At 70.4% G+C, this 24,745-nt stretch carries 22 protein-coding genes, 1 pseudogene and 1 riboswitch; of the genes and pseudogenes, 10 read left to right on the top strand and 13 right to left on the bottom strand.

The window, feature by feature from the left end:
- Positions 1 to 317: 317 nt before the first annotated feature.
- The 4 genes from ACFHYQ_RS28220 to ACFHYQ_RS28205 all read right to left on the bottom strand — a co-directional run bounded on the left by ACFHYQ_RS28220 (position 318) and on the right by ACFHYQ_RS28205 (position 5,016).
- The gene (locus ACFHYQ_RS28220; protein WP_394304185.1) at positions 318 to 1,508 is read right to left on the bottom strand and encodes an NAD(P)/FAD-dependent oxidoreductase; all 1,191 of its coding nucleotides are present in this window, start codon (positions 1,506 to 1,508) and stop codon (positions 318 to 320) included.
- A gap of 92 nt (positions 1,509 to 1,600) precedes the next feature.
- Entirely contained in the window at positions 1,601 to 2,545 is a 945-nt protein-coding gene (gene sigJ, locus ACFHYQ_RS28215) for an RNA polymerase sigma factor SigJ (RefSeq protein ID WP_394304184.1), read from the bottom strand.
- Positions 2,546 to 2,599: 54 nt separating this feature from the next.
- A complete protein-coding gene (locus ACFHYQ_RS28210) occupies positions 2,600 to 3,895 on the bottom strand; it encodes an MFS transporter (protein ID WP_394304183.1) in 1,296 nt (431 codons plus the stop codon).
- A complete protein-coding gene (locus tag ACFHYQ_RS28205) occupies positions 3,892 to 5,016 on the bottom strand; it encodes a MerR family transcriptional regulator (protein ID WP_394304182.1) in 1,125 nt (374 codons plus the stop codon). The genes ACFHYQ_RS28210 and ACFHYQ_RS28205 overlap by 4 nt, the downstream gene beginning before the upstream one ends.
- A gap of 173 nt (positions 5,017 to 5,189) precedes the next feature.
- Between ACFHYQ_RS28205 and ACFHYQ_RS28200 the strand changes: the two genes are divergently transcribed.
- Entirely contained in the window at positions 5,190 to 7,358 is a 2,169-nt protein-coding gene (locus ACFHYQ_RS28200) for a molybdopterin-dependent oxidoreductase (protein WP_394304181.1), read from the top strand.
- 72 nt (positions 7,359 to 7,430) lie between these two features.
- On the opposite strand, the gene ACFHYQ_RS28195 is transcribed toward ACFHYQ_RS28200, so the two are convergent.
- From ACFHYQ_RS28195 to ACFHYQ_RS28180, 4 genes are all read right to left on the bottom strand, one after another.
- Positions 7,431 to 8,666: a cation:proton antiporter gene (locus ACFHYQ_RS28195; RefSeq protein WP_394304180.1), complete on the bottom strand. Its 1,236-nt coding sequence runs from the start codon at positions 8,664 to 8,666 to the stop codon at positions 7,431 to 7,433.
- Entirely contained in the window at positions 8,663 to 9,145 is a 483-nt protein-coding gene (locus tag ACFHYQ_RS28190; RefSeq protein ID WP_394304179.1) for a cation:proton antiporter regulatory subunit, read from the bottom strand. Before ACFHYQ_RS28190 ends, ACFHYQ_RS28195 begins: the two co-directional genes overlap by 4 nt.
- Before the next feature lie 237 nt (positions 9,146 to 9,382).
- Positions 9,383 to 10,108 (bottom strand): CHAP domain-containing protein, encoded by a 726-nt coding sequence (locus ACFHYQ_RS28185; protein WP_394304178.1) that lies wholly within the window; start codon positions 10,106 to 10,108, stop codon positions 9,383 to 9,385.
- Positions 10,109 to 10,121: 13 nt separating this feature from the next.
- Positions 10,122 to 10,261, bottom strand: a riboswitch (cyclic di-AMP (ydaO/yuaA leader).
- A 226-nt stretch (positions 10,262 to 10,487) separates the two neighbouring features.
- Entirely contained in the window at positions 10,488 to 11,864 is a 1,377-nt protein-coding gene (locus ACFHYQ_RS28180; protein ID WP_394304177.1) for a serine hydrolase domain-containing protein, read from the bottom strand.
- A gap of 110 nt (positions 11,865 to 11,974) precedes the next feature.
- On the opposite strand from ACFHYQ_RS28180, the gene recD2 reads away from it, so the two are divergent.
- Positions 11,975 to 14,209 carry an SF1B family DNA helicase RecD2 gene (gene recD2, locus ACFHYQ_RS28175; protein ID WP_394304176.1) on the top strand — a complete coding sequence of 745 codons (2,235 nt, stop codon included), beginning with the start codon at positions 11,975 to 11,977 and terminating at the stop codon, positions 14,207 to 14,209.
- Here recD2 and ACFHYQ_RS28170 read toward each other — a convergent pair.
- Entirely contained in the window at positions 14,203 to 15,270 is a 1,068-nt protein-coding gene (locus tag ACFHYQ_RS28170; protein WP_394304175.1) for a hypothetical protein, read from the bottom strand. The genes recD2 and ACFHYQ_RS28170 overlap by 7 nt on opposite strands.
- Positions 15,271 to 15,622: 352 nt before the next feature.
- On the opposite strand from ACFHYQ_RS28170, the gene ACFHYQ_RS28165 reads away from it, so the two are divergent.
- The gene (locus ACFHYQ_RS28165) at positions 15,623 to 16,840 is read left to right on the top strand and encodes a L,D-transpeptidase (protein WP_394304174.1); all 1,218 of its coding nucleotides are present in this window, start codon (positions 15,623 to 15,625) and stop codon (positions 16,838 to 16,840) included.
- 52 nt (positions 16,841 to 16,892) lie between these two features.
- Here the strand turns inward: ACFHYQ_RS28165 and ACFHYQ_RS28160 are convergent, their stop codons facing one another.
- Complete coding sequence (locus tag ACFHYQ_RS28160; protein WP_204011509.1) at positions 16,893 to 17,072, bottom strand: hypothetical protein; 180 nt, start codon at positions 17,070 to 17,072, stop codon at positions 16,893 to 16,895.
- A gap of 198 nt (positions 17,073 to 17,270) precedes the next feature.
- On the opposite strand from ACFHYQ_RS28160, the gene ACFHYQ_RS28155 reads away from it, so the two are divergent.
- Entirely contained in the window at positions 17,271 to 17,573 is a 303-nt protein-coding gene (locus tag ACFHYQ_RS28155; protein ID WP_204011512.1) for a type II toxin-antitoxin system RelE/ParE family toxin, read from the top strand.
- Positions 17,570 to 17,914, top strand: coding sequence for a helix-turn-helix domain-containing protein (locus ACFHYQ_RS28150; protein ID WP_394304173.1), 345 nt, complete (start codon positions 17,570 to 17,572; stop codon positions 17,912 to 17,914). Before ACFHYQ_RS28155 ends, ACFHYQ_RS28150 begins: the two co-directional genes overlap by 4 nt.
- Before the next feature lie 31 nt (positions 17,915 to 17,945).
- On the opposite strand, the pseudogene ACFHYQ_RS28145 reads toward ACFHYQ_RS28150, so the two are convergent.
- Both ACFHYQ_RS28145 and ACFHYQ_RS28140 read right to left on the bottom strand, forming a co-directional pair.
- Positions 17,946 to 18,170, bottom strand: a pseudogene (locus tag ACFHYQ_RS28145) (short-chain dehydrogenase); the annotation flags it as partial.
- 4 nt (positions 18,171 to 18,174) lie between these two features.
- Positions 18,175 to 19,281 carry a radical SAM protein gene (locus ACFHYQ_RS28140; protein ID WP_394304172.1) on the bottom strand — a complete coding sequence of 369 codons (1,107 nt, stop codon included), beginning with the start codon at positions 19,279 to 19,281 and terminating at the stop codon, positions 18,175 to 18,177.
- Positions 19,282 to 19,405: 124 nt separating this feature from the next.
- Between ACFHYQ_RS28140 and ACFHYQ_RS28135 the strand changes: the two genes are divergently transcribed.
- From ACFHYQ_RS28135 to ACFHYQ_RS28125, 3 genes are all read left to right on the top strand, one after another.
- The gene (locus ACFHYQ_RS28135; RefSeq protein WP_394304171.1) at positions 19,406 to 19,729 is read left to right on the top strand and encodes a DMT family transporter; all 324 of its coding nucleotides are present in this window, start codon (positions 19,406 to 19,408) and stop codon (positions 19,727 to 19,729) included.
- Positions 19,730 to 19,847: 118 nt separating this feature from the next.
- On the top strand, positions 19,848 to 20,447 hold the full coding sequence (locus tag ACFHYQ_RS28130; protein WP_394304170.1) for a TetR/AcrR family transcriptional regulator: 600 nt from the start codon (positions 19,848 to 19,850) through the stop codon (positions 20,445 to 20,447).
- Positions 20,448 to 20,585: 138 nt separating this feature from the next.
- Positions 20,586 to 20,987 carry a VOC family protein gene (locus tag ACFHYQ_RS28125; protein ID WP_394304169.1) on the top strand — a complete coding sequence of 134 codons (402 nt, stop codon included), beginning with the start codon at positions 20,586 to 20,588 and terminating at the stop codon, positions 20,985 to 20,987.
- Here the strand turns inward: ACFHYQ_RS28125 and ACFHYQ_RS28120 are convergent.
- On the bottom strand, positions 20,980 to 21,732 hold the full coding sequence (locus tag ACFHYQ_RS28120; RefSeq protein WP_394304168.1) for a helix-turn-helix domain-containing protein: 753 nt from the start codon (positions 21,730 to 21,732) through the stop codon (positions 20,980 to 20,982). The genes ACFHYQ_RS28125 and ACFHYQ_RS28120 overlap by 8 nt on opposite strands.
- Before the next feature lie 132 nt (positions 21,733 to 21,864).
- Here ACFHYQ_RS28120 and ACFHYQ_RS28115 point away from each other — a divergent pair, with 132 nt between their 5' ends.
- Positions 21,865 to 24,165 carry a nitric-oxide reductase large subunit gene (locus ACFHYQ_RS28115; protein WP_394304167.1) on the top strand — a complete coding sequence of 767 codons (2,301 nt, stop codon included), beginning with the start codon at positions 21,865 to 21,867 and terminating at the stop codon, positions 24,163 to 24,165.
- 7 nt (positions 24,166 to 24,172) lie between these two features.
- Entirely contained in the window at positions 24,173 to 24,742 is a 570-nt protein-coding gene (locus ACFHYQ_RS28110; protein ID WP_394304166.1) for a hypothetical protein, read from the top strand.
- Positions 24,743 to 24,745 lie beyond the last annotated feature (3 nt).

Here is a 24,745-nt window from a genome sequence, read left to right as displayed (position 1 = left end):
GACGCCACAGCGGGCTGGCTCGGTTTGCGCCGGCACCGGACGTCGGTGATTCCACTCAACGCAAGATGGTGTCGGCTCTCAGAGCTACCTTGGGTTTCCGGGCCGTGGATGACGCGGTCCTCGCGCAAACCTGACCCATAGACGCATCCGGCCCCGAGGGAGTGGCTTCGCAGGCCAGCGATGGAACGCTGGGGAAAGCGAGAAGCCGTTCTCTTCGCAGGACGGAGGTGTCATCCGTACCCGAGCGGTCGCGTAGTCCTCGAGCCGAGGGGATGCGGCGCGCCCTCACGTGGAGGGCGCCCGCTTCGCCCCTGGTGTTATGCCAGTGCCGCGGCGGCCCGTTCCCATGTGACGCGGCGGCGCCGGGTCGGCAGCCCGAACGTCGGATTGGCGACGCCCCAGGCGGCGCCCTTGCAGACCACCTCCTTGTAGATGGCGGCGATCCGTCCGGTCAGGACCGCCCGCACGGCACGGTCGTCGGCGGTGACGTACTGGATCAGGCCTTCCTCGCGGCCCAGCGAGATGCACTGGTTGAAGTAGCGGATCGGCGCGTTCGGGAGCTTCCCGCCGGTCAGGCGCGCCGCGATCGCGTCGGCGGCCTGCCAGGCGGCCGGAGTTCCCGACGCGCACGACATCCGCAACGGCTTGTCCCCGGGGCCCATCGCCAGGGCCGCGTCGCCGACGGCGTACACGTCCGGGTGCGAGACCGAGCGCATGGTCCCGTCGACCACGATCTGGCCGGTGCCGGTGACCTCCAGGGTGGTCGCCTTCGCGATCGGGTGGACCGCGAAGCCGGTGGTCCACACGGTGACCGCGGCCGGGATGGCCCCGCCGTCGGCGGTGGCGACGCGGCCGGCTTCGACGCCGGTGACGGCGGTGTGCTCGTGCACGGTGATCCCGAGCCTGCCGAAGACCTTCCGCAGGTGCTCGCGGCCCTTGGGCGAGAGCCAGTCGCCGAGGCCGCCGCGGGCGGCGAGGGCGACGCCGAGGTCCAGGCGGGCCTCGGCGATCTCGGTCGCGGCCTCCACGCCGGTGAGGCCGCCGCCGACGACGACCACGGTCTGCCCGGCGTCGAGGCGGGCCAGGCGCTCGCGCAGCCGAAGCGCTCCGGGGCGGCCGGCGATCTCATAGGCGTGTTCGGCGGCCCCCGGGACGCCTTGGGCGTTCCAGCCGCTGCCGAGGGCGTAGACGAGCGTGTCGTAGCCGAGTTCTTCTGCGCCGTTCGCGACGGTGCCGTTCGCGACGGCGACGGTCTTGCGGTCGACGTCGACGCCGGTGACCTTCGCGAGCCTGAGTTCGACGCCGGTGCCCGCGAACATCTCACTGAGCGGCCGGGGCCTGAGGTCCTGCCCTGACGCCAGCTGGTGCATGCGGACGCGTTCGACGAAGTCGGGCTCGGCGTTGACGAGGGTGATGGCGACGTCCTCGCGGCGGAGCCGCCTGGCGAGGCGGCCGGCGGCGAAGGCTCCGGTGTATCCGGCTCCGAGGACGATGATACGGTGCCGCATTTCCTGCTCCTGTCTCGCGCGGGTTCGCCACTTGAACCGGGCGGCCCGCCGTTTCCTGACAGGAACGCGATGTGAAGCGCCTCACACAGCGATCAGAAGGCGTGGAACAGCGGCTCCCCGTGATCGGCGACCGCCCACCGCGCGGTCGCGCGCTCGAGCTTGTCGGGGTTGACCTGGTGGCGGAGCCCGGCGACGCCCTCTGCGGTGACTTCCAGGCACATGACGCCGACGACCCGGCCGTCGACGACGGCCACCACGGCGGGGTCGCCGTTGGCGGTCCAGGCGTAGACCTCGGGCGCGCCGCCGACCAGGGCACGCTTGACCTCGGCGGGTTTGAGCAGGCCCCGCAGGAACTTCGCGACCGCGACGGCGCCCTCGAGCACCTTGGCGCGGGCCGGGACCTTCCCGCCGCCGTCGCCGATCGAGATGGCGTCCTCGGTGAGCAGACGCACAAGCGGCTCGGTCCGGCCGGTGGTGGCGGCCGCCAGGAACTCCTCGACGATCCGCCGGGCGGCGGCCTCGTCGATCTCGGTGCGGACCCTGCCATCCGCGACGTGCTTCTTGGCGCGGTGGAAGATCTGCTGGCTGGCCGCCTCGGTGATGGCGAGGATCTCGGCGATCTCCCGGTGCGGGTAGCCGAAGGCCTCCCGCAGCACGTACACCGCCCGCTCTTTGGGGGACAGGCGCTCCATGAGGGTGAGCACCGCGTACGAGACCGATTCGCGCTGCTCGGCGGTGTCGGCCGGGCCGAGCATCGGGTCCCCGGCGAGCAGCGGCTCGGGCAGCCACTGGCCCACATAGGTCTCACGGCGCACCCGCGCGGAGGTGAGCTGGTTGAGACACAGGTGGGTGAGGACCTTGGTCAGCCAGGCCTCGGGGACCTCGATGCGGTCGACGTCGGCGGCCTGCCAGCGCAGGAACGTCTCCTGCACGGCGTCCTCGGCCTCCCCAGCTGAGCCGAGGACGCGGTAGGCGATGGCCTCCAGGCGCGGCCTGAGGGCCTCGAACCGATCGACATCGTCCGCGGACAAGGGCACGGCCCGATCCTAGCCGCCGAGAGAGACACGCGGCCGAGGCATGCCATCGCAAGGTCAGCGGCCGGGAGACCGGGGGACGTAGTGGCGCAGCTGGGGTGTCGCCCAGGCGATCGCCGCCACGGTCACCGCGGTGAGCGCCCCGCCCACGCAGATCACGACGTGCGGCCCGTACGCCGCCCCGGCTGTCCCGTGCAGCAGATTGGCGATCTGCGGGCCCCCGACCAGCACGACGGTGAGCGGCCCCTGGACCCGGCCGCGCATGGCGTCGTCGGTGTGCGCCTGGGAGATGGCGTTGCGGAAGGTGCTCAGCACGAAGTTCACCGCGCCGCCGCAGGCGAGTGCCATCAGGGCGATCTCCAGCCGCGCGGCCAGCCCGAGGGCCACGACGGTGAAACCCCACGTGACGGCGGCCGCCGCCATGAGGGCGCCCTGGCGCCGGGCCCGGGTGAACGTGCCCGACAGCAGCCCGGCCAGCAGGACCCCGGCCGGGTAGGCGGCGTAAAGCATTCCCAGTTCCATGCCGCCGCCCGACTGACCGCCGAAGGCGTGCCGGGCCAGTTCCGGGAACAGCGCAGCCGGCATGCCGAAGACCATCGCGGCGAGGTCCACCCCCAGCACCGCCATCAGCAGCCGGCTGGCCGCGAGATAGCGGAAACCCGCCAGGATCTGCCCGGCCGTGGTGCGGGGCGGACCGTCCTGCGCAGCCGTAGCGCGGGGTGGCAGCGGAGGCAGCTTCGCGACGGCCAGCAGCGCGACGGCGTCGAACAGGTACAGCGTGCCGAGCCCGGCGACCGGGATCAGGGCCCCGGCCAGCACCGGTCCCAGGATCGAGCCGGTGTAGCGGACCAGCGAGCCGAGGCTGTTGGCCGCCGGCAGCAGTTCGACCGGGACCAGGCGGGGCATGACTGTGCCCATCGTCGTCATGACCGCGCCGAACGTCAGCCCCTGGCAGGCCACCGCCGCCAGGAGGAGCGGAAGCGATCGGCCGCCCAGGGCGGCCTGGGCCCACAGCACGGTGTACGTCAGGGCCAGGCCGCAGTGCGCGGCCAGCAGCACCTTTCGCCGGTCCATGCTGTCGGCGAGAGCCCCGGTCCACAGCGCCGCCGCGACCAGCGCGACCAGCGACACCGCCGCGGCGGCGCCCACGGCGGCCGACGAACCGGTCACCGTGAACAGCTGCGTCGGCACCGCGACCACGCTGAACGAACCGCCCACCGCGCACACGGCCGAGGCCGACCACAACCGCCGGTAGGCCGGGACGGCCAGCGGGCGGCGGTCGACCGTCCAGGCGCCGATCTTCCGGGCCGCCGGCCCATTGATAGCCGGCACGTTCACCGTTGAGGTGCTCATCGCGGGCCGCCGCCGTTATGACCGGCGCCGTCCGTGGACGAGGTGTCCAGCCGCTCCACGTCGGCGACCACACATGCGACGTTGTCGGGGGCGCCGGCGGCGTACGCCCGCTCGACCAGTTCGTTGAGCACCTCTTGAGGACCGCCCGTACCGGCCAGCGCCTCGCGCAGCGACCCGGCCGGCACGACGGCCGACAGCCCGTCGGAGCACAGCAGGTATCGGTCCCCGTCCACGGCCTCATGCAGCGACAGGTCGGGCTGGGCCGCGCCCGTACCGGTCAGTGCCCGCACCAGCAGCGACCGCCGAGGATGCGAGGCCGCCTCCTCCGGAGTCAACCGGCCCTCGTCGACCAGCGACTGCACGTAGGTGTGGTCATGGGTGATCTGGAACAGCCCCCCGTCGCGCATCAGATAGGCCCGGCTGTCGCCGATGTGGACCAGCGCCAGGCGGGACCCCGACCACAGCAGGGCGGTCAACGTGGTGACCGCCTCACCCGACGGCGCCGACGCGGCGATGTCTTGGATTGCCCGATCGGCCTCGGCGACCGCGTCGGCGAGCGCGCCGAGCAGGTCATCCGCCGGAACCGCCAGCGTTTCCAGCGGCTTGAGCGCGTCGACGGCCGCGACGCTGGCGCGGTCCCCGGCTCGGCCGCTCATCCCGTCCGCCACCGCCAGCAACCGGCTGCCGGCGTAGGCGGTGTCCTCGTTGCTCGTGCGTACCAGTCCTGACTCCGACCTGGCGGCGTACCGGATCCCGAGCATGGTCGCGGCGTCTTCCACGGCGCTGCCCCTTCCCGACAGATAGTCGACGAGGAAGGTGGCCATCCGCCCGCGGGCCGCCGTCTCGGCCATCACCCGCTCCCAGTAGCCGGCGACCTCCTCGGCCGCCGCGGGCGCCGGCAGGTCGCACACCCTGCGAATGCGCGCCAGCGGCATCCCCAGCCGCCGCAACCAGGCGATCAATCGGGCCTGCTCCAGCTGTCCCGGATCGTAGTACCGGTATCCGGACTCCCCGTCCACCGCCGCGGGCCGCAGCAACCCGAGTTCGTCGTACAGCCGCAGCGCCTTCGGCGACAGCCGTGCGGCGCGGGCGAACGCCCCGATCGTCAACAGCTCACCCACCGCTCCTCCTCGTCTCGGCCCCCGTGGCCGACGCCGACGATCCTGCGGCTTCACCCAGGGTGAAGGTCAACCCCGGCGTCGCCGACATCGGCCGCGATTGACCGCACGATGGAAGATGAGGGGTCTCGTCCGGCCGTCTCATCATGAAAGGCGTCCCCGCCTCAGGAGCGCCGATGAGAACTGCACACCGGACCTGCCCCATCTGCGATGCCGTCTGCGGTCTGCGGCTCACCCTCAATGACGCCGGACGAGTCCTGTCGGTGAAGGGTGATCCGGACGACCCCTTCTCCAAGGGTTACACCTGCCCGAAGGGGGCGAGCCTGGGTCGGCTCGATGAGGACCCCGACCGCCTGCGGGCCCCGATGATCCGCGAGGGATCACAGTGGCGAGAGGCATCCTGGGATGAGGCCTTTCAGGTGGTCGCCCGAGGGCTGCACGACGTCATCGAGACGCACGGCCGCCAAGCCGTCGCCGCGTTCTTCGGTAATCCGACATTCCACACCATGGGCGGCATCCTGTATCGAGGGGCCCTCGCGCAGGCTCTCGGCACTCGCAACGTCTTCTCCGCCAGCACGGTGGACCAGATGCCCAAGCACGTCGCCTGCGGATTCATGCTCGGCGACCCGCTGGCCATCTCGGTGCCGGACCTGGACCGCACCGACTACCTGCTGGTGCTCGGCGCCAACCCGGCGGTGTCCCATGGCTCGCTGTGCGCCGCTCCCGACTTCCCTGGCCGGTTGAAGGCGCTGCGGCAGCGGGGCGGCAAACTCGTCGTCGTCGACCCCCGCCGCACCCGGACAGCCGCCATGGCCGACGAGCACCTGTTCGTCAGGCCGGGCACCGACGCCTATCTGCTGTTCGGCATCGTCCATACGCTGCTGTCGGAGAACCTCACCTTGATCGACCTGGAGGTGAACGGGCTGGAGGAGCTGCGGCTCTTGGCAGCCGAGTTCCCTCCCGAGCGCGTGAGCGGGATCTGCGGGGTGCCTGCGCAGGACATCGCCCGACTCGCCCGTGAGCTCGCCGCGGCACCCGCCGCCGCCGTCTACACCCGCGTCGGCACCTGCACCGCCGAGTTCGGCACGGCCGTGCAGTGGCTGGTCGACGTGATCAACGTGCTGACGGGCAACTTCGACCGGCCCGGCGGCGTCATGTTCGCCAAGCCCGCGACACTCGAACTCGGCCGCACCCGCCAACCGTTCGTCACCGGCCGCTGGCACAGCCGGGTCAGGGGTCTTCCGGAGGTGATGGGCGAACTGCCGGTCGCCACGCTGGCCGACGAGATCGAGACTCCAGGGGAGGGGCAGGTCCGGGCACTGGTCATGGTGGCGGGCAACCCGGTGCTGTCGGCGCCGAACGGTCCCCGCCTCGACCACGCCTTCCAGGACCTGGAGTTCATGGTCTGTGTGGATCCGTACCTGAACGAGACGACTCGGCATGCCCATGTCATCCTGCCGCCGCCGCACATCCTGCAGATGCCGCACTACGACTTCCTGCTGCTGACCGTCACCGTCCGCGACTACGCCAGGTTCTCACCGCAGATCCTGCCGCTCGAGCCCGGCCGCCCGTCGGAGGGCGAGATCATGGCACGGCTCACCCTCATCGCCTCCGGGCAGGGCGCGGACGCCGATCCGGCGATGCTCGACGAGGTGATCCTCGGGGAGCTGCTGGGCAACGCCGTGAAGACGCCCGGTTCGCCGGTCGAAGGCAGGGACGCGGCGGAGCTGCGGGCCGCCCTGCGGGGCGACAGCGGGGTCGAGCTCATGCTGGACGCCATGCTCAAGCTCGGCCCCTACGGCCTGTCGCTGGCAGACCTGCTGGCCGAGCCGCATGGGATCGACCTCGGCGCCCTGCGGCCACGGCTGGGTGAGCTGCTGTGCACCGCTTCGGGCCGTGTGGAGCTGGCCCCGCCCGAACTGGCGCACGACGTCGCCCGGCTGCACGAGCGCGCGGCCGAGCCACCTGCCGAGTTCCTGCTGATCGGACGGCGTCAGCTGCGTTCCAACAACAGCTGGCTGCATAACGTGGGGCCGCTCGTCGGGGGCAGCAACAGCTGCACGCTGCACGTCAACCCCGCGGACGTGGCCCGGCTCGGCCTGGGCGAGCAGGCCGTGATCCGCTCGGCGGCCGGTGAGCTGACCGTGCCGGTGGAGCCTGCCGAGTCGGTCATGCCGGGTGTGGTGAGCCTGCCGCACGGCTGGGGGCACGGGAAGGGCCGGCAGCTGGTCGCGAACAAGCATGCCGGGGTCAACGCCAACGCCTTGACGGATGAGACGGTGGTTGACGTCCTGTCCGGAAACGCCGTATTCAACGGGGTTCCCGTCACGATTCACCCCCGCTGACCACTCGGTGCCGCGCCGCGTACCTGGCCGCAAGCGGTCCGCTCCGTTCCCCGCGACAAGGACCGAGACCGGTCAGGGGATCTCGTTCGAGGCTTCCACAGAGTCGTGCGCGACCGTACAGGCGACCGGCTGGGTGGTCCCGATGGTGCGGCGGCGCAGCAACCGTGCCAGCGGCTCGGCGCCGCGGGCCAGCAGCGGCCCGGCGACCGCGAGGATGAGCACGTAGGCGGCGGCCAGCGGCCCGAGCTTGCCGCCGATGCCGCCGCTGACGGCCAGGCCCGCGATGACGATGTTGAACTCTCCCCGTGAGATGAGGGCGGCCCCGGCGCGCAGCCGGCCGCTCGGCCCGACCCCGGCCCGGCGGGCCGCCCACCATCCGGTGGCGACCTTGGTCGCCACCCCGATCACGGCGAGCAGCGCGGCGATCCCGAGGACCGGCGGCAACTGGCGCGGGTCGGTCTGCAGGCCGAAGAACACGAAGAACACCGCGGCGAACAGGTCACGCAGCGGCTCCAGCACCCGCCTGGCGTTGTGGGCCAGGGGGCCGGACAGGGCGATGCCGACCAGGAACGCCCCCACGGCGGCCGACACCTGCAACTGCTGGGCGACTCCGGCGACCAGCAGGGTCAGCCCGAGCACTTTCAGCAGGAGCACCTCTTCGTTGGGGCTGGAGGCGAACCGCCCTACCAGGGTGCCGTGCCGTAGCGCGATGAACAGGATGACGGTGATCGTGCCGCCCGCGACGGCGAGGCTCATCGCGCCGGCGGCCAGACCGGCCCCGGCCAGCAGCGTGGTGAGGATCGGCAGGTAGGCGGCCATGGCGAGGTCCTCGAACACCAGCACCGACAGCACCGCCGGGGTCTCCCGGTTGCCCAGCCAGCCCAGGTCCCCGACCACTTTGGCGGTGATGCCGGAGGAGGTGACGTAGGTGATGCCGCCGAGGGCGACGGCCGCGACCGGCCCCCATCCCAGCACGAGCGCCGTGATCACGCCGGGGGCGGCGTTCAGCACCAGGTCGAGCAGACCCACCGGGGCCGAGGTGCGCAGCGTTCCCACCAGTTCGTCGGCCGTGTATTCCAGGCCCAGGGTGAACAGCAGCAGGATCACGCCGACCTCGGCGCCCAGTGAGACGAATTCCTCGCTGGTGGTCAGGGGGAGGATGCCGCCGATCCCGAAGGCCAGACCGGCCAGCAGGTACAGCGGGATCGCCGAGATGGAGAATCGGAAAGCCACGGCCCCGAGCAGGCCGAGGGCCAAAATGATCGCACCGAGTTCGATTAGTTGGATGGCACCATGCACGGGCGTCATCCGTTGCGGAAGATGTCGGCCACCGCCGCGGTTCCCTCCCCGGTGCCCACGACGACGACGACGTCGCCCGGGGCGAACACGAGATCGGGACGCGGGCTGGCGATCACCTGGCCGTCACGCACCACGGCGACGATCGACGCCCCGGTCCTGGTCCGTACCCTGCTGTCGCCGAGCGCTCGCCCGTCGTACGGCGACCCCGCCGATATGGGGATCTTCTCGGTCACCAGCCCTTCCACCTGGCGATGCAGCTCGTTGAGGCGCTCGACGACGCGGCCGGTGCCCAGCAGCTCGGCCAGCGTGCTGGCCTCATCGGCGGTGAGCAGCACCGTGACCACACAGGTGTCGGGGTCTTCCTTATCGTAGATCACCAGGTCGCGGCGGCCGGTGTGATGTGAGATCACTCCTACCTGCCGGCCTCGTTCGGTGGTGAGCACATGCTGCAGCCCGATCCCCGGCAGTCCCGTCCGCGTGAGATCCACGTCTCCTCCTGACCTTTTCCTTTTCCTGGTGCCGCGGACTCCGGCGGCCCTACGTGGGTATTCCTACCGCCACAGCATTACAGAACATGACAGACCGGGCGAACCGCGTCGGGTAGGGCGGAGAACGGCCGGACCCCGACCCGGAGCAGCGATCGCTGCTCCGGGTCGGGGTCCGGCCGGCGCCGGGGTTTGGCGCGGGGTTCGGTACGCGTCAGGGGCCGGCGTCAAGCGACCGCGTCACGGCGCGGTGTACAGCGGGTAGCCGTACCCCGTCACGTAGCCCGTGGAGCGGGTGCGCTCCTCGACGGCGCCGCCGTCACCGGTGTTGCCCTCGATGGTCTCGATGGTGCCGTCACCGTTGTCGCGGACGACGAAGCCGACGTGGTCGATGCCGTCGATGTCGCTGCCGCCGCTCCAGTCGAAGAAGACCACGGCGCCGGGCTTGGGCGTGTGGCCCCACCGGCCGTGCTCGGCGAACCACGTCGCGTGCTCGACGGTGTAGGCGTCCGACCCCATGACGGGGGTGATGCCGAGCTGCTCGCCCACCCAGGAGACGAACATGTCGCACCAGGGGGCGTTGGCGTAGCCGTCCAGGGTGCCGCCGTCACGGGCCAGGGTCTCCTGGGCGCGCGGAGTGGACATGTACCAGTCGTGGAACTTGGTCCCGCCGCCGTCGCTGTTCTCGGTGATTCCCACCTGGCCGGCGGCCAGCTTCAGCACGTCCTTCGGGCCGACCTTGGGCAGCGTGCGGGCGATCTGAGCCAGAGAGTCGGGGTTGCCCCCGGCGTTGCCGTGGCCGCCGGCCTGCGCGATGTGGCCCGTGACCGCGGTGGCGTGAGCGGGGGCGGCGTGGGTAGTGGTGGCCAGCGCGGCCTGCGGCCCGGCGACCACGGCGGACACGAGGGCGGTGGTCGCGGCGCCGGTGATGAGGGCAGCACGAACACAGGACTTGAGGGCGTGCATGCGGGGTCTACTCCCTTGCTTCCATGCCGCCTACCGGGTTAGCTGACGGGTTCGGGCTGGAAGTCGCCCTACGGCACGGCACAGCGCACCGATTCACCCCAGGAGAGGTGGGTCCCCGGCTCCGCGTGGACGCGGACTCGGCGGCCGGGCGGCATCCCCGGAGGGGACGCCGCGTCGGTCAGAGATGGGACGCAGTTGACCTAAGAAACGGACATATGCGTCCTTAGCTGCCTAAAAGGTAATAGATACCACGCCGCCGGTCAAGTAAAGACAAGGGGGGGTTTACTGGACATGACGGTGGGAACCCCGGGGCGGCGCAAGCACAGCCGCTGCCGTCCCCACCGACACACCTTCATCTCGACGGCTCACCGCCGGGCCCTCACCGCCAACCCTGGGGGTCCACACCGCCCGGCACTGGGGCCCCCGGATCGTACGGCTCTCGGGTGAACACGAACGTGTTGAGGTCCAGGTGCACGCCGCCGTCGCCGGAGCGGACCACCCGCAGGGTCTCGCCGGCGTAGTAGCCGTCCAGCCCGAGCCAGGTGCCGTCGTCCCGGGCGGCGAACCGCGACGCCCGGCCCTGGCCGCTGACCGGCGTGAGCGACAACCCCCGCCGCGGCAGCACCCGCAGCACGTACGGCGTCGGCCCCCAATACCACGGCCCGGTCAGTGCCAGCAGGTCGTCGTCGACCTCGGTGGGCACCCACTCGGCCGGCAGCGGCGGCTCGTGCTCGGCGAGGATGTCCAGCAGATCGGTGTCGAGCGGCCCGCGCATCCCCGAGGTGGCATTGGCCAGCCACAGCACGCCGACACCGTCGGCGGGATCGGCCCACACCGTGGCCAGGAAACCGGGCATCGACCCGGTGTGGCCGGCCAGCCGCCGCGGGCCGCGCGGACCGGTGTGCCGGGCGAGCTGGAAGCCCAGGCCGTACCCCCGGCTCCAGGAGTCGCCGTCCTCCACGATGGCCGGCTCACGCATCTCCGCGAGCGTGTCCGGACGCAGCACCTCCGCGGTGTCACCGCAGATGAAGGCCGCCCAGCGCGCCAGGTCGGCCGCCGGCGACCACATCTGCCCGGCCGGGGCCATCGCGCCGTGGTCGTTTTCCGGCTCCGGCAGCAGCACATCGGCCCACGGGTGCACGGCGTACCCGCTCGCGTGCGGGGATCGCGGGCGCGCGGTGGTGTCGCGCATGCCGAGCGGCTGGAGGATCTCCTCGCACACGACCTGCTCCCACGGCGCCGACCGCTTGCGCGCCACCAGCTCGCCCAGCAGCCCGAACCCCACATTGGAGTAGTGGTAGCGCCGCCCCGGGCGATGCCGGGCCGACTCCGGCCCCATCGCCCCGATCATCTCGGCCGCCGCCACCCCCGGCGTGCGCTCCCACCACTGACCGGGCGGCTCGGCCGTCAGCCCGCTGGTGTGCGACAGCAACTGGGCGATCGTCGCCTCACCCACGGGCGTGCCCGGCACGTGCTTGTCCAACGGATCGAGCAGGTCCAGCCGCCCCTCGTCGCGCAGTCGCATCACCATGACCGCCACCATCGTCTTGGTGATCGACCCGATCCGGTACTGCGTGTCCCGGTCCGGCCGCTGCCCGCCGACCCGCCCCCGGGCCCCGAACCAGGCGATCTGCCCGCCCCGGACCACCGCCGCCACCAGCGAGGGCACCCGCGACTGCGCCTGCTCGACCGCCAGCCTGCGCAGCATCGCGCGAGCCGTACCCTCCAGAACCATCCCGCCGACCTCCCCAGTCACGACAGCATCGTCGATCGCACCAGGCTAGCGCCCCGGCGGCGCCGGATCCGGTGCAGAGCACGGGGGCAGGCCGTACGCGGCGCGACCCCGTCTGGGAGACAATGCCAGCCATGACCAATCCTCCCGGCGCGGCAGCGGACAGGCCGCCGGGCACCGTGCTGGAGGCGGTGCTCGAACGGATCACCTATGCCAACGAGGAGACCGGCTACACGATCGCCCGGGTCGCCGCCGAACGCTCGGGCAGCGAGCTGCTCACCGTCGTCGGACCGCTGCTGGGCGCACAGGTCGGCGAGTCGCTGCGGCTCACCGGCCGGTGGGGATCCCACCCCCGGTACGGCAGGCAGTTCGAGGTGTGGTCCTACACCACGGTCCTGCCCGCGACCGTCCAGGGCATCCGGCGCTACCTCGGCTCCGGACTGATCAAGGGCATCGGCCCGAAGATGGCCGAGCGGATCGTCGACCACTTCGGCACCGACACCCTCCGAGTGATCGAGGAGGAGCCCGAGCGGCTGGTCGAGGTCCCCGGGCTCGGCCCGAAACGCACCCGAATGATCGCCGCCGCCTGGGAGGAACAGAAGATCATCAAAGAGGTGATGATCTTCCTGCAGGGCGTCGGCGTGTCCACCTCGATCGCCGTGCGGATCTTCAAGCAGTACGGCGAAGCCTCCATCGGCGTGGTACGCAAAGAGCCCTACCGCCTCGCCGACGACGTGTGGGGCATCGGGTTCAAGACCGCCGACACCATCGCCCAGGCGGTCGGCATCCCCCATGACAGCCCCGAGCGGGTCAAGGCCGGGCTGCGCTACACGCTGTCGGAGGCCGCCGACGACGGCCACTGCTACCTGCCGGCGCCCAACCTCGTCGCCGACGCCGTCAAGATCCTCGAGGTGCCCGCCGAGCTGACCGCCGCCTGCCTGGAGGAACTGGCCGCCGAGGAGGGCGTCATCCGCGAGGACGTCCCGGCGGGGGAGAGCGGGGACAGCACCGTCCCGGCGATCTACCTCGTGCCGTTCCACCGCGCCGAGCTTTCCCTGGCCGGCACGCTGCGGGGCCTGCTGGCCTCCGGCCGCGACCGGCTGAAGGCCTTCGACGGGGTCGACTGGCCCACCGCCTTCGAGTGGCTGCGCGGCAGGACCGGCGCCGACCTCGCGCCCGAGCAGGCCCAGGCCGTACGGCTCGCGCTGACCGAGAAGGTCGCCGTCCTGACCGGCGGCCCCGGCTGCGGCAAGAGCTTCACCGTCCGCTCGATCGTCACACTCGCCCGGGCGAAACGCGCCAAGGTCATCCTCGCCGCGCCCACCGGACGGGCGGCCAAGCGGCTGTCGGAGCTGACCGGCCACGAGGCCACCACCGTGCACCGGCTGCTGCAGCTGCGCCCGGGCGGGGACGCCTCCTATGACCGCGACAACCCCCTGGACGCCGACCTGGTCGTGGTCGACGAGGCGTCCATGCTGGACCTGCTGCTGGCCAACAAGCTCGCCAAAGCCGTACCACCCGGCGCCCACCTGCTGTTCGTCGGCGACGTCGACCAGCTCCCGTCGGTCGGCGCCGGGGAGGTGCTGCGCGACCTGCTGGCCGCGCCCGACATCCCCCGCGTACGGTTGACGCAGATCTTCCGCCAGGCACAGGAGTCCGGCGTGGTCGTCAACGCCCACCGGGTCAACACCGGGCAGCAGCCCCTGGTCCGGGAGTTCGCCGACTTCTTCCTGTTCCCCTGCGAGGAACCGGAGGAGATCGCCGCGCTGACCGTCGACGTGGTGGCCCGGCGCATCCCGGCCAAATTCGGGATCAACCCCCGGCGCGACGTCCAGGTTCTCGCGCCCATGCACCGCGGCGCCGCAGGCGCCGGCGCGCTGAACACCGCACTGCAGGAGGCGCTGACGCCGGCCCGCGAGGGCATGCCCGAACGCCGCTACGGCGGGCGCGTCTTCCGGGTGGGCGACAAGGTCACCCAGCTGCGCAACAACTACGACAAGGGCGCGGCCGGGGTGTTCAACGGCACGGTCGGCGTCGTCACCGACATCACCCCCGAGGAGAGCAGGCTGACCGTCCGCACCGACGAGGACGAGGACGTCGACTACTCCTTCGACGAACTCGACGAGCTCGCCCACGCCTACGCGGTCAGCATCCACCGCTCCCAGGGCAGCGAGTACCCCGCCGTGGTGATCCCCCTGGCGACCAGCGCGTGGACCATGCTGCAGCGCAACCTGCTCTACACCGCGATCACCCGGGCCAAGAAACTCGTGGTCATCGTGGGGTCACGCCGCGCGCTGGGTCAGGCCGTGCGCACCAGGGGCGCCGGCCGCCGCCACACCGGCCTGACCCACCGCCTCCGCGGTCAGTAGGCCGACAGGTAGGTCACGAAGGACGGGTGGTCGAGCCGGCCGGTGCCCTTGTAGCACACCACATTGCGGACGATCGCGTCCCCGCCGCCCGTGCCCCACGGTGCCTGCAGGTTGCAGTATTCGGGGCCGGGGCCGTACGCGGTCACCTGCACGTCGTCGGGAAGCACACCCACCTTGAGGAAGCGCACCATGCGCAGGCCCGCACCCGCGGTCTGGACGATGTTGACCGCCCCCTGGGAGTTGTAGCTCACCGCCGGCGGAGCCGGGACGTACGGGCCGGGGCTGGCGGGCTGGTTGTCGAAGGTGTAGGCGAAGTTCTTCGGCGGGATCGCCGCCCCGGTGACCGCGCGCTCCCGGTGGTAGGTGAGGGTCCACCCGGTCTTCAGCGGCTTGTCGACCTTGTCATGGCAGCGCACCACGATCTGCTGCACACTGGGGTTCGACCCCCACTTGGCCACCTTGCACCGGGCGGGCTGCTGCGGATCGACGGCCGTGACCTGGATATTGCCCGCGGGGCCGGAGGAGCCGAGGCCGGGCAGATCGACCAACCACTCCCCGGGGCCGGTCGGCGTGACCGAGTTGGGCGCCCCGGCGGAGTTGTGCTGGCTCACGATGCCGCCGCCGTTCCAGTACACGTAGCCGAACGCCTGCGGCGGCGGCAGCTTCCCCGAGCTTTCGGAGAAGACGATGGCGAACCGCGCCCAGACCGGACCTCCGCCGTACTTGTAGCACTGCACCGCCACCATCTCGTCAGGGCCGGACTGCCCCCACTTCTGGACCTGGCACCACTCGGGGGCCGGGGAGATCGCGGTCACGTGGACGACTCCGCCCTTGGGCGTGCCGATCTGCGGGAACTTCACGACCACTTGGCCGACTGCACCCGGGGAGACCTGGACGGTGAACCCCGGGGGCCAGCTGCCGGCCTGGTGGGAGAGGCTGGGGACACCTGAGGTGGTGTCGACGAGTGCGAACCCCCACCGGTCGGGCACGGCGGCGCGGGCGCCCCCGTCGCCGAGGGCCAGGCCCGCCACCACCATCGCGATGACGAGAAGCGATCGCATGAGCAGTCGCCGTATCGGGCGCACGTGGTTCTCCATTCATCCGACGAGGTCCGAGTAGGATGAAGCGTCTAGATCACAGCGTCTGGATCACACTGCCGTCTGAAGCTCTTGATAGCTCTCGCCGGGATCCGTGAGAAGGCCCAACTCGTCCGCGCGGCGGCACGACGCCCGCCGCGCTGGGCGTCCACTGACTGATGTACTTGGCGGATTTTGACGCGGACCTTACCCTGAGCAGGTGAAATCCAGCCCTTAGGTGATGGAATTGTGACCGAATCACACGGCAAAGAGTGCATATAACTGGCAACCCCCAATAGAGTCTTTAGGGTGCCCTTTGCACTGTGGGGGAGAGATCGTGCCGAGCACTCACACGCGTTCGAAGTTGCCGATCGCCGGAGTCGTCGTGGCCCTGGCCGCGGCGCTGTCGGCATGCTCGGGGGGGTCGGGCGCACCCGGAACAGCGGGCGGGGCCGCTGAGACCGCCCCGCCCACCCCGGCGCCCTCCATCAAGATCAGCCCGGTCAAGGGCAGCGCCACGGTGCGCCCGGACAAGACCGTGATCGTCACCGCGGCCGGCGGCGCCCTGGAAGAGGTCACCGTTCAGGCCGCCGGCGGCACGCCGGTCGAGGGCAAGTTCAACGCGGACCGCACCAGGTGGATCTCCAGGCAGCCGCTCAAGCCCGCCAGCAAGTACACCGTGTCGGCCAAGGCCAGCGGTGAGGGTGGCCCCGCCACGGTAGCCAGCCAGTTCACCACGCTCAAGCCGAAGTACGAACTGGCCGTCGCCGACGTCACCCCCGGCATCAAGGGCGAGACGGTCGGCGTCGGCATGCCGATCATGGTCACCTTCAACCAGGCCGTGACCGACAAGGCCACCGTCGAGAAGGCCCTGGAGATCGACGCGGAGAAGCCCGTCAAGGGCGCCTGGCGGTGGATCAACGACCGGCTGGTCATCTACCGGCCCGCCAAGTTCTGGCCCGCCCACCAGAAGGTGACATTCACCGCGAACCTGACCGGCGTACGCGGCGGACGCGACATGTACGGCGTGGAGGACCACACCGAGACCATCAAGATCGGCGCGGCATGGGTCAGCACGGTCAACGTCAAGACCCACATGATGGTGGTCAAGCGTGACGGCAAGACCGTGCAGACCATGAAGATCAGCGCCGGTAACGGGACCACCCGCGAATACACCACCACCAGCGGCATCCATCTGACCATGGAACGCGGCAACCCGGTCACGATGATCTCCCCGGGTAAGAAGGAGGGCGACCCCGGGTACTACAAGGAGATCGTCGACCACGCCGTCCGCATCTCCAGCAGCGGCGAATACGTCCACAGCGCCCCCTGGTCGGTCGGCTCCCAGGGCCGCGCCAACGTCAGCCACGGCTGCGTCAACGCCCACCCCACCCAGGCCAAGTGGTACTACGACAACTTTCACCGGGGCGACGTCGTGAAGATCGTCGGAACCAACCGGCCGCTGGAGTGGAACAACGGCTGGGGCTTCTGGCAGATGCCGTTCAGTCAGTGGCAGAAGGGCAGCGCTCTCACCGGCGGGGACTCCGACGCCTGATCACATCGGCAGGACTCGGCCCGGGCCCGGACGTCCCGGGCACGACCCGGGATCAGAACACGTCGTAATACATGAGCACGAACGCGCCGGCGACCTTCACCAGGGCGATGGCGATGATGACGCAGAACACGATCAACGCAGGGCGATGCTCGAAGTGCTTGCCCTCTTTCAGCGGCGGCCGCTTGGCCACCCGCTCGGCGATGCGCTCTTCGAGCGGCTTGCGGTAGAACATACTTTTAGTTTATCTGCACCCCCCACTGCCTCTTTTGTCGGGGAAGTGAACCCCCTCGCACTCCTCTCCGTGACAGAACACATGCAAGGAGTTGCCGAAACAGCACTTGGATCAACATAAGAAATTTATTATCCTGGGGTGAGTTGGCAGATAGTGATCGTCCCAGAAGTTCGAGACTGGCTTCATGAGCTGCGGAGGATGGATCGTCAGACGCTCATCTTGATCGCTGCCGCCCTGGATCGTATCGCCGAAGAAGGCCCCGGCCTCGGCAGACCGTTGGTCGACACGCTTCAAGGCTCCACGATCCGCAATCTCAAGGAGCTTCGTCCTGGATCCAGCGGGCGAAGCGAGGTGCGATTGTTGTTCGTTTTCGACCCCTGGCGTCAGGCTGTCTTTCTGGTCGCGGGAGACAAGTCCAGCAATTGGAACGGCTGGTACGACATCGCGATCAAGACAGCGGAGGTTCGCTTCGCCCGATACCTGAAAGAGAGGGAGTCGTGACAGACGATGCGGTGACCTGGGCCGAGCTCCGTGGCGAGCTGATCCGACCCGAGGATGAAAGCGACGTAGCCGAACGCCGTGCGGAGTTGATCGCACGGCAACGTGCTCATCAATTGGCCGAGGCCAGGCGCAGGCGTGGCCTGCGCCAGGAGGACGTCGCGCAGGCCATGGGCGTCTCCCAGGCGCGCATCTCACAAATCGAGAACGGAGTGGTCAGTGAGGTGGCCACCTTGGCGGCATATGTGGCCGCGCTCGGCGGACAGCTCAAGATCGTGGCGGATTTCGGTGAATCCCTCATGGTCCTCGACATGCCTCGCGCATCCCGCAGGGTGACAGGGTAGCAGCGAAGATGCGTCGCTCTCGTCGGCTACCTCAGCGGTAGCCGGTCACGTCGGCGGGCTTGCCGGCGTCCTGGACTTCGTCCATGTACCGCCAGGCCTCCGGCCGGCTGCCGTCCACATCGGTGAAGCCGTACACCTGAGCGAGCTGCCCGCTCGACAGCGACTGCCCGTTCCACCGGCCCACCTGCGGGTCGGCGGCGAGCGCCGTGACCGCACGCCCAACGAACGCGGGCGTCTCGGAGACGGCGAAATGAGGACCCTCACACCAGGGCGAGCTGGCGGGCGGGGGAGCGGCGGCGGCGCCAGCGCCGGGCCGAGCGGCCGATGCCGTACATCTCGGCCAGGGCCCGCACCTGCTCGGCCACCCTGGCCCGATAGGCGGCATCGGCGACCTGGCCCCTGCCGTACAGCGCCTGGTAACGCGGCACGAGGCCGGGATGCTCACGCGCCAGCCACCCCAGGTACCACTCGCGGACACCGGCGGACAGACGCAGGACCAGCGGTGTCACGCTGACCGCCCCCGCCTCGGCGGCCCGCCGGACGGTGGCCTGCAGATGGTCGGTGGAGTCGGTGATGAGCGGCAGGATCGGCGCCATCAGCACCCCGCAGGGGATTCCCGCGTCGTTGAGCGCGGCGCAGACCTCAAGCCGCCGCTGCGGAGTGGCCGCTCTCGGCTCGACGGCCCGGCGCACCCGATCGTCGACAAAGCCCACCGACACGGCCGCGCCGACCTGGGTCACCTTGGCTGCCTCACGCAGCAGGTCGAGGTCGCGCAGGACGAGCGGGCTCCTGGTCAGCACAGTGAAGGGGTTTCCGGCGTCGGCCAGGGCCCGGATGACACCCGGCATCAGGCGATACGTCTCCTCCACCGCCTGATAGCAGTCTCCGTTGAGGCCGAGCGCCACGCCGTCGCCGGACCAGCGGGATGAGCCGAGCTCGCGGCGTAACCGGTCGGCCAGGTCGGTCTTCACCACGATGTGGGTGGCGAAGTCCTCTCCGGGGTCCAGCCCGAGATAGCGGTGGCCGCGCCGGGCCGAGCAGTGGCGGCACCCGGTCTCGCATCCCCGGTAGGGGCTCGCCGCCCACCGGTGGGGCAGCCCGGCGGTCTCGGGGACCCGATCGATCGCGGTCCGCGCCGCCACCTCCAGGCAGGTGACATCGCCGAACATCCGGGTGACCGCCCGCCGCTCGATCGGCCGCAAGGCCTCCTGCGACGTCGCCGCACCTGCCTCGGAACCGTCGAGCGCACCCTCGAGCAGCGACTGCTGCACGGGCTGTTCAACGGGCCGGTGGACGGGGTGCTGCACCGCCGGAGCCGCCGTCGCGGGAGAGGCGTCGCCACGCATAGAGATCAGTAGAACACGCATTCGACCCTCCCGCCAAGCGCCCACGCCGAACGGGATAGCTGGAGTCCCCGACAGGAAGGCTCTCGCCAGGACGTTGACCGACATTTAAAGTGGGACAAGCGTTCTGTTTAATGAGAGGGGTTCCATGGCCTGGCTTCTGCTCGCCGGTGCGATCGCCTCGGAGGTCGTGGCCACCTCCGCCCTGAAGCTGAGCGATGGACTGACCCGGCTGGGGTGGAGCGCCGTGGTCACCGTCTGCTACATCGCCTCGTTCGTCCTGCTGGCCCAGGCGCTCAAGCTGCAGATGCCGGTCGGCTTCGCATACGCGATCTGGGCGGGCATCGGCACGGCCACGATCGCCCTGATCGGAGCACTGTTCTTCGGTGAGGCAATGAACCTCGCCAAGATCGCGGGCATCGCGCTGATCATCTGCGGCGTCGTCGTCCTCAACCTTGCCGGAACCAACTGACCTTCTGTCCGCAGAGCCGCCGCCTGATCGTTTGACCCGGCGGGCCTCCGCCGAGAGAGTTGTCGGCGGCGGTCCCCAGCCAGATGGAGGCCGGAGCACAGGGAGGCCAGAGCAGGAAATGGCGCCGGACCGGGATCAGGTCGCCGGCGGCGGGCGCCGCCCGCAGGAACGGGCGATGCGTCGCCGCGAGGCGCTGCTGGAGGCGGCGGTCGACCTACTGGGAGAGGGCGGCTTCACCGCCGTGACCCACCGCGCGGTCGCCCAGCGGGCCGGCCTGCCGCTCGCGGCCACCTCCTACTACTTCTCCTGCCGCGACCAGCTCCTGACCGAGGCGTTCGCCCTGCTGGTGGAGCGGGAGCTCGACCAGATGCGCGCCTATCTGGATGCCATGCCCGCCGCTCCACCCGAGCGGCTCGCGGAGATCCTCGCCACCGTGTACGCCCTCGACCGTCCACGGCAACTCGGCTTGTGGGAGCTGTACCTGCAGGCCGGCCGCGACCCCGCGCTGCAGAGCGTCGCCCGCGCCTGGACCGACGGATGCGACGAGATCGTCGCATCCGTGCTGCACCGGGCCGGCCACCCCGGCGGCCGCGCAGAGGTCCGCTTCGTCACAGCCGTGCTGTCCGGGCTGTGGCTGGAGGACATCGTCGAGGCCCGGCCGCAGGGCCGGGAACGCGCCGCCGAGGTGATCATCCGCGCCCTCGGCGCGATCGGGTGAAAACGAGCGGTGGCGACGCTCGGGCCCCTTCTGGCGGACATAGCCGCCGATGGACCCGGGCACGCACGGCGGCGGCCGTCCGATCGATGTCCGAATCGTTCAAGACGTACGGCCGGCGGGTGCCCTAGCGTGACCGCCATGGCACCTGCTTTCGACCTGGTCGGCCTCGTCGTGGCCGACATGGGCAAGTCCCTCGCGTTCTACCGGCGGCTCGGTCTCGACATCCCCGCCACGGCCGACACCGAGCCACATGTCGAGGTGACCCTGCCCGGCGGGCTGCGCCTGGCCTGGGACACCGTCGAGACGATCCGCTCCTTCGACCCGGTCTGGACGCCCCCCGCCGGCGACTCCCGGATCAGCCTCGCCTTCCGCTGCGCCGATCCAGAGGAGGTCGACCAGACCTACGCCGATCTGGTCGACGCCGGACACGAAGGGCACCGTCCGCCCTGGGACGCGTTCTGGGGGCAGCGCTACGCGGTCGTGCACGACCCGGACGGCAACGGAGTCGACCTCTTCGCGCCGCTGACGCCCGCTACCTGACCAGTACGGTGAGCGGCGCTCCGGCCAGGGAGCGCACTTCGCGGGCGAGGTGAGCCTGGTCGGCGTATCCCGCGGTCGCCGCCACGGCCGCGAAAGCGGTGCCGGTGCGAGCCATGTCGAGCGCCCGGTTCATCCGCAGGATGCGGCCCAGCGTCCGGGGTCCGTAACCGAAGGCGCTCAGGCACCGCCGGTGCAGCTGGCGCTCACTGAGACCTGCGCCGTCGGCGATCTCGGCGACCGGAGCGCCGGCACGCACCCGGGCCACGATCCAGGCCGACATCGGATCCGGGCCATCCGACAGGGACAGGCGGCGCAGCGACATCTCTTCCAGCGCCACGCCGAGCGAGGCGGACACCCCTCGGCCCGGCCGGTCCGGCTGGTCGGCGTTCAGCCGGTCGGCCAGCCGCCGCACCTGCCCGGACGGCCACAGGTCGGCCAGGGGGATCCGCCGGTCACGCAACTCGTGCGCGGGCGCCCCGAAGACGGCGGGGCCCGTGCCGGGCGCGAAGCGCAGCCCGACATAGCAGTCCACCCGGTCCCGCGTCAGATGCGCCCGCGTGTCCGGTCCGGCCACCAGCAGCTCGCCGTCGGCCCAGATCACGTCGGTGCATCCGTCGGGGAGCACCCGCTGCACACCGTGGGGCACTGATGGGAACCGCCACCACAGCACCGCCCCAGGCACTCGCGACGCCCTTTCCAGGTACATGCCCTGCAGTATCCCGCGGATCTCCATCAGCCGGCGCACCGTACGCTTCTGGTTCGCACAGGTGCCGACAAGATGACCGACTTATGACTGAGATCCCCTTATCCCCATAAACCTCGCTGGTCAACGCTGAGTTAAACGCCTTTCGTCGCACGCTGGAGCGAGGTGAGTCAGATGACCGCACCACCTTCCACGGATGCCGTGCCCCACGGTCGGTTACTGATCCACAAAGCCTGGGTCCAAGTCGCCGTCCTCGTCATCCTGTTCGGATTCCTCGTCCTGGGCGTGCTGGCCTACCTCACCTACCGGGATGAACCGCCCATCCCGCGGCAGGTCGTCGACGACAAGGGACAGGTCCTGTTCACCGGCGAGGACGTCACCGCGGGCCAGCAGGTGTTCCTGCGCGCCGGCCTGATGGAGTACGGATCGATCTTCGGCCACGGCGCCTACCTCGGCCCCGACTTCACCGCCGACTACCTGCACCGCGCGGCCACCATCGCCCGGCCGAACGAACCCGGCGGCGACACCGCCCTCATCGCCGACTTCCAGGCCAACCGCTACGACCCCGCCACCCAGACCCTGGCCTTCAGCGGCCCTCAGACCACCGCCTACCTCGCCAACGAACGGCACTACGCCGACTTCTTCGGCGACCCGACCACCGGCAAGGGCCTGCTGCCCCATGCCATCACCGACTCCGCCGAGATCCACCAGCTCACCTCCTACTTCGCCTGGTCGGCCTGGGCCGCCGCCGCCCACCGACCCGGAGCCGACCACTCCTACACCAACTCCTGGCCCCCAGAACCACTGGTCGGCAACAAACCCACCGCCGAGAACATCGTCTGGAGCGTGCTGTCCCTCATCGCGCTACTGGGCGGCATCGGCGCCCTGTTCGGCGTTTACGGCCGCTACGGAGACCGGCTCGGCTGGCGCGGCCGACAGGCCGACACCCTGTCGTTCCGTCAACCCGGCGAGGTCGCACTCACCCCCGCCCAGCGGGTCACCGCACTCTTCTTCTTCGTGGTCGCCGCACTGTTCGTGGCGCAGTCGCTCCTCGGCGGCGCCTCCGAGCACTACCGCGCCGACCTCGGCAGCTTCTTCGGAATCGACCTGGCCCGGCTCCTGCCGTACAACCTCACCCGGACCTGGCACCTGCAGATGGCGCTGTTCTGGGTGGCGGCCGCCTTCCTGGCCGCCGGCATCTTCCTCGCGCCCATCATCGCCAGGCGGGAACCCCGCGGCCAGGACCGCCTGTCGCTGATCCTGCTCGGCGCGCTGGTCATCGTGGTCGTCGGCAGCCTGCTGGGGGAGTTCTTCAGCATCCGCGGCATGGTGCCCGCCAGTGCCCAGTTCATCGGCGCCAACCAGTACGAATACCTCGACCTGGCCCGCCTGTGGCAGATCCTGCTCACCGCCGGCATGGGCCTGTGGGCCTTCATCCTGTGGCGGGGCCTGCGCGGCCGGCTGCGCGGCGAACACCGCGGCAACCTGCCCTGGATGTTCTTCTGGGCCGCCCTCGCCATCCCGGTCATCTACGCCGTCGGCCTGCTCAGCCGTACGCAGGACACCTTCACCTCCGCCGACTTCTGGCGCTTCTGGGTGGTACACCTGTGGGTGGAGGACTTCCTGGAACTGTTCACCACCGTGATGGTCGCCTACATCTTCGTACTACTCGGCGTCGTCCGCGAGAAGGTCGCCCTCACCGTCGTCTACCTCGACATCGTGCTGTACTCCGTCGGCGGCGTCATCGGCACCATGCACCACCTCTACTTCAGCGGCGAACCGGCCCAGCACATGGCCCTGGGCGCCTTCTTCTCCGCGGCCGAGGTCATCCCGCTCACCTTCCTCACCGTCGAGGCGTGGAGCTTCCTGCAGCTCGGCGCCCGCCAGGAGTCCACCTCACCCACGCCGTTCCCACACCGCTGGGCCGTCATGTTCCTCGTCGCCGTCGGCTTCTGGAACTTCCTCGGCGCGGGCATCTTCGGCTTCCTGGTCAACCTGCCCATCGTTTCCTACTATGAGATCGGCACCGGTCTCACCGCCAACCACGCCCACGGCTCCATGATGGGCGTGTACGGCATGCTCGCCATCGCGATGGCACTGTTCTGCCTGCGCTACATGATCCCGCCCCGGCTCTGGCCGGACCGCCTGGCCAAGATCTCCTTCTGGTCCCTCAACATCGGCCTGGCCTGGATGTGCTTCGCCACCCTCCTGCCGGTCGGCATCCTGCAGCTCTACCACGCCGTCCACACCGGCTACTGGCACGCACGCAGCCTCAAATACCTCACCAACCCGACGAACAGCCTGATCGAGTGGCTCCGCCTGCCCGGCGACGCACTGTTCATCGTCGGCGGAGCGCTGCCGTTCCTCTACATCACCTGGCTCGGCCTGCGCCACGCCGCCAAGGCCAAACCCGCCACCCCCGGAGAGCCGGAAGACCGTCTCTTCACCGAGATCACCGGACCGGCCGGCAGGTGAGGCGGCCATGACCGAAATCATGACGACCGAAGTCCTGCTCGTCGGCGGCTACGCCGCCCTGCTCATCGTCATCGCCCGCGGCCTGGACCTGATGGCCCGGCACGCTCACGGCCGGACCGAGCGCTTCCGCACCGGGGGATTCCGCTACGACCCCGACCACGACCACTGGACCTGCCCGCAAGACCAACTGCTGCGGCCGCACGCATACGACCACCACCGGCGACTGGTCCGCTACCGCGCCCCCGCGGCCGCCTGCGCCGACTGCCCGGCCAGGATGCTGTGCACCGACTCCGACGACGGCCGCGAGATCACCCGCCCGGTCGACCCCTGGCCCCACTCCGAGGCGGGACGGTTCCACCGCGGCATCGCCCTGACCCTCGTCACGCTCGCCACCGTGATCGTGCTGGCCGAACTGCTCCGCCACCACCACCCCGCAGAACTGATCACGCTCGGTGCCCTGCTGACCGTATGCCTGGCCACCGGCTGGCGGCTCACCGACCACCTGCGCGCCACCCCCGACGGCTTCCCCACTCCCGCCCACTACCAGGGCCTGCCGCCCACCCTCAAAGGCGATTAGGCG

The sequence above is a fragment of the Sphaerimonospora cavernae genome (genome assembly GCF_042435035.1).
GTDB classification, from domain to species: domain Bacteria; phylum Actinomycetota; class Actinomycetes; order Streptosporangiales; family Streptosporangiaceae; genus Sphaerimonospora; species Sphaerimonospora cavernae.
Note: the sequence above shows the minus strand (reverse complement) of the source record. Positions and strands in the feature narration are given on the sequence as shown.

What these genes read in the sequence shown, in the direction of transcription:
- ACFHYQ_RS28195 (WP_394304180.1), bottom strand. Translation starts at nt 8,666, where the DNA reads ATGACGCCCGTGCATGGTGCCATCCAACTAATCGAACTCGGTGCGATC.
- ACFHYQ_RS28110 (WP_394304166.1), top strand. Translation starts at nt 24,173, where the DNA reads ATGACCGAAATCATGACGACCGAAGTCCTGCTCGTCGGCGGCTACGCC.
- ACFHYQ_RS28140 (WP_394304172.1), bottom strand. Translation starts at nt 19,281, where the DNA reads ATGCGTGTTCTACTGATCTCTATGCGTGGCGACGCCTCTCCCGCGACG.
- ACFHYQ_RS28135 (WP_394304171.1), top strand. Translation starts at nt 19,406, where the DNA reads ATGGCCTGGCTTCTGCTCGCCGGTGCGATCGCCTCGGAGGTCGTGGCC.
- ACFHYQ_RS28125 (WP_394304169.1), top strand. Translation starts at nt 20,586, where the DNA reads ATGGCACCTGCTTTCGACCTGGTCGGCCTCGTCGTGGCCGACATGGGC.
- ACFHYQ_RS28185 (WP_394304178.1), bottom strand. Translation starts at nt 10,108, where the DNA reads ATGCACGCCCTCAAGTCCTGTGTTCGTGCTGCCCTCATCACCGGCGCC.
- ACFHYQ_RS28160 (WP_204011509.1), bottom strand. Translation starts at nt 17,072, where the DNA reads ATGTTCTACCGCAAGCCGCTCGAAGAGCGCATCGCCGAGCGGGTGGCC.
- ACFHYQ_RS28220 (WP_394304185.1), bottom strand. Translation starts at nt 1,508, where the DNA reads ATGCGGCACCGTATCATCGTCCTCGGAGCCGGATACACCGGAGCCTTC.
- recD2 (WP_394304176.1), top strand. Translation starts at nt 11,975, where the DNA reads ATGACCAATCCTCCCGGCGCGGCAGCGGACAGGCCGCCGGGCACCGTG.
- ACFHYQ_RS28155 (WP_204011512.1), top strand. Translation starts at nt 17,271, where the DNA reads ATGGATCGTCAGACGCTCATCTTGATCGCTGCCGCCCTGGATCGTATC.
- ACFHYQ_RS28210 (WP_394304183.1), bottom strand. Translation starts at nt 3,895, where the DNA reads ATGAGCACCTCAACGGTGAACGTGCCGGCTATCAATGGGCCGGCGGCC.
- ACFHYQ_RS28130 (WP_394304170.1), top strand. Translation starts at nt 19,848, where the DNA reads ATGGCGCCGGACCGGGATCAGGTCGCCGGCGGCGGGCGCCGCCCGCAG.
- ACFHYQ_RS28115 (WP_394304167.1), top strand. Translation starts at nt 21,865, where the DNA reads ATGACCGCACCACCTTCCACGGATGCCGTGCCCCACGGTCGGTTACTG.
- ACFHYQ_RS28170 (WP_394304175.1), bottom strand. Translation starts at nt 15,270, where the DNA reads ATGCGATCGCTTCTCGTCATCGCGATGGTGGTGGCGGGCCTGGCCCTC.
- ACFHYQ_RS28200 (WP_394304181.1), top strand. Translation starts at nt 5,190, where the DNA reads ATGAGAACTGCACACCGGACCTGCCCCATCTGCGATGCCGTCTGCGGT.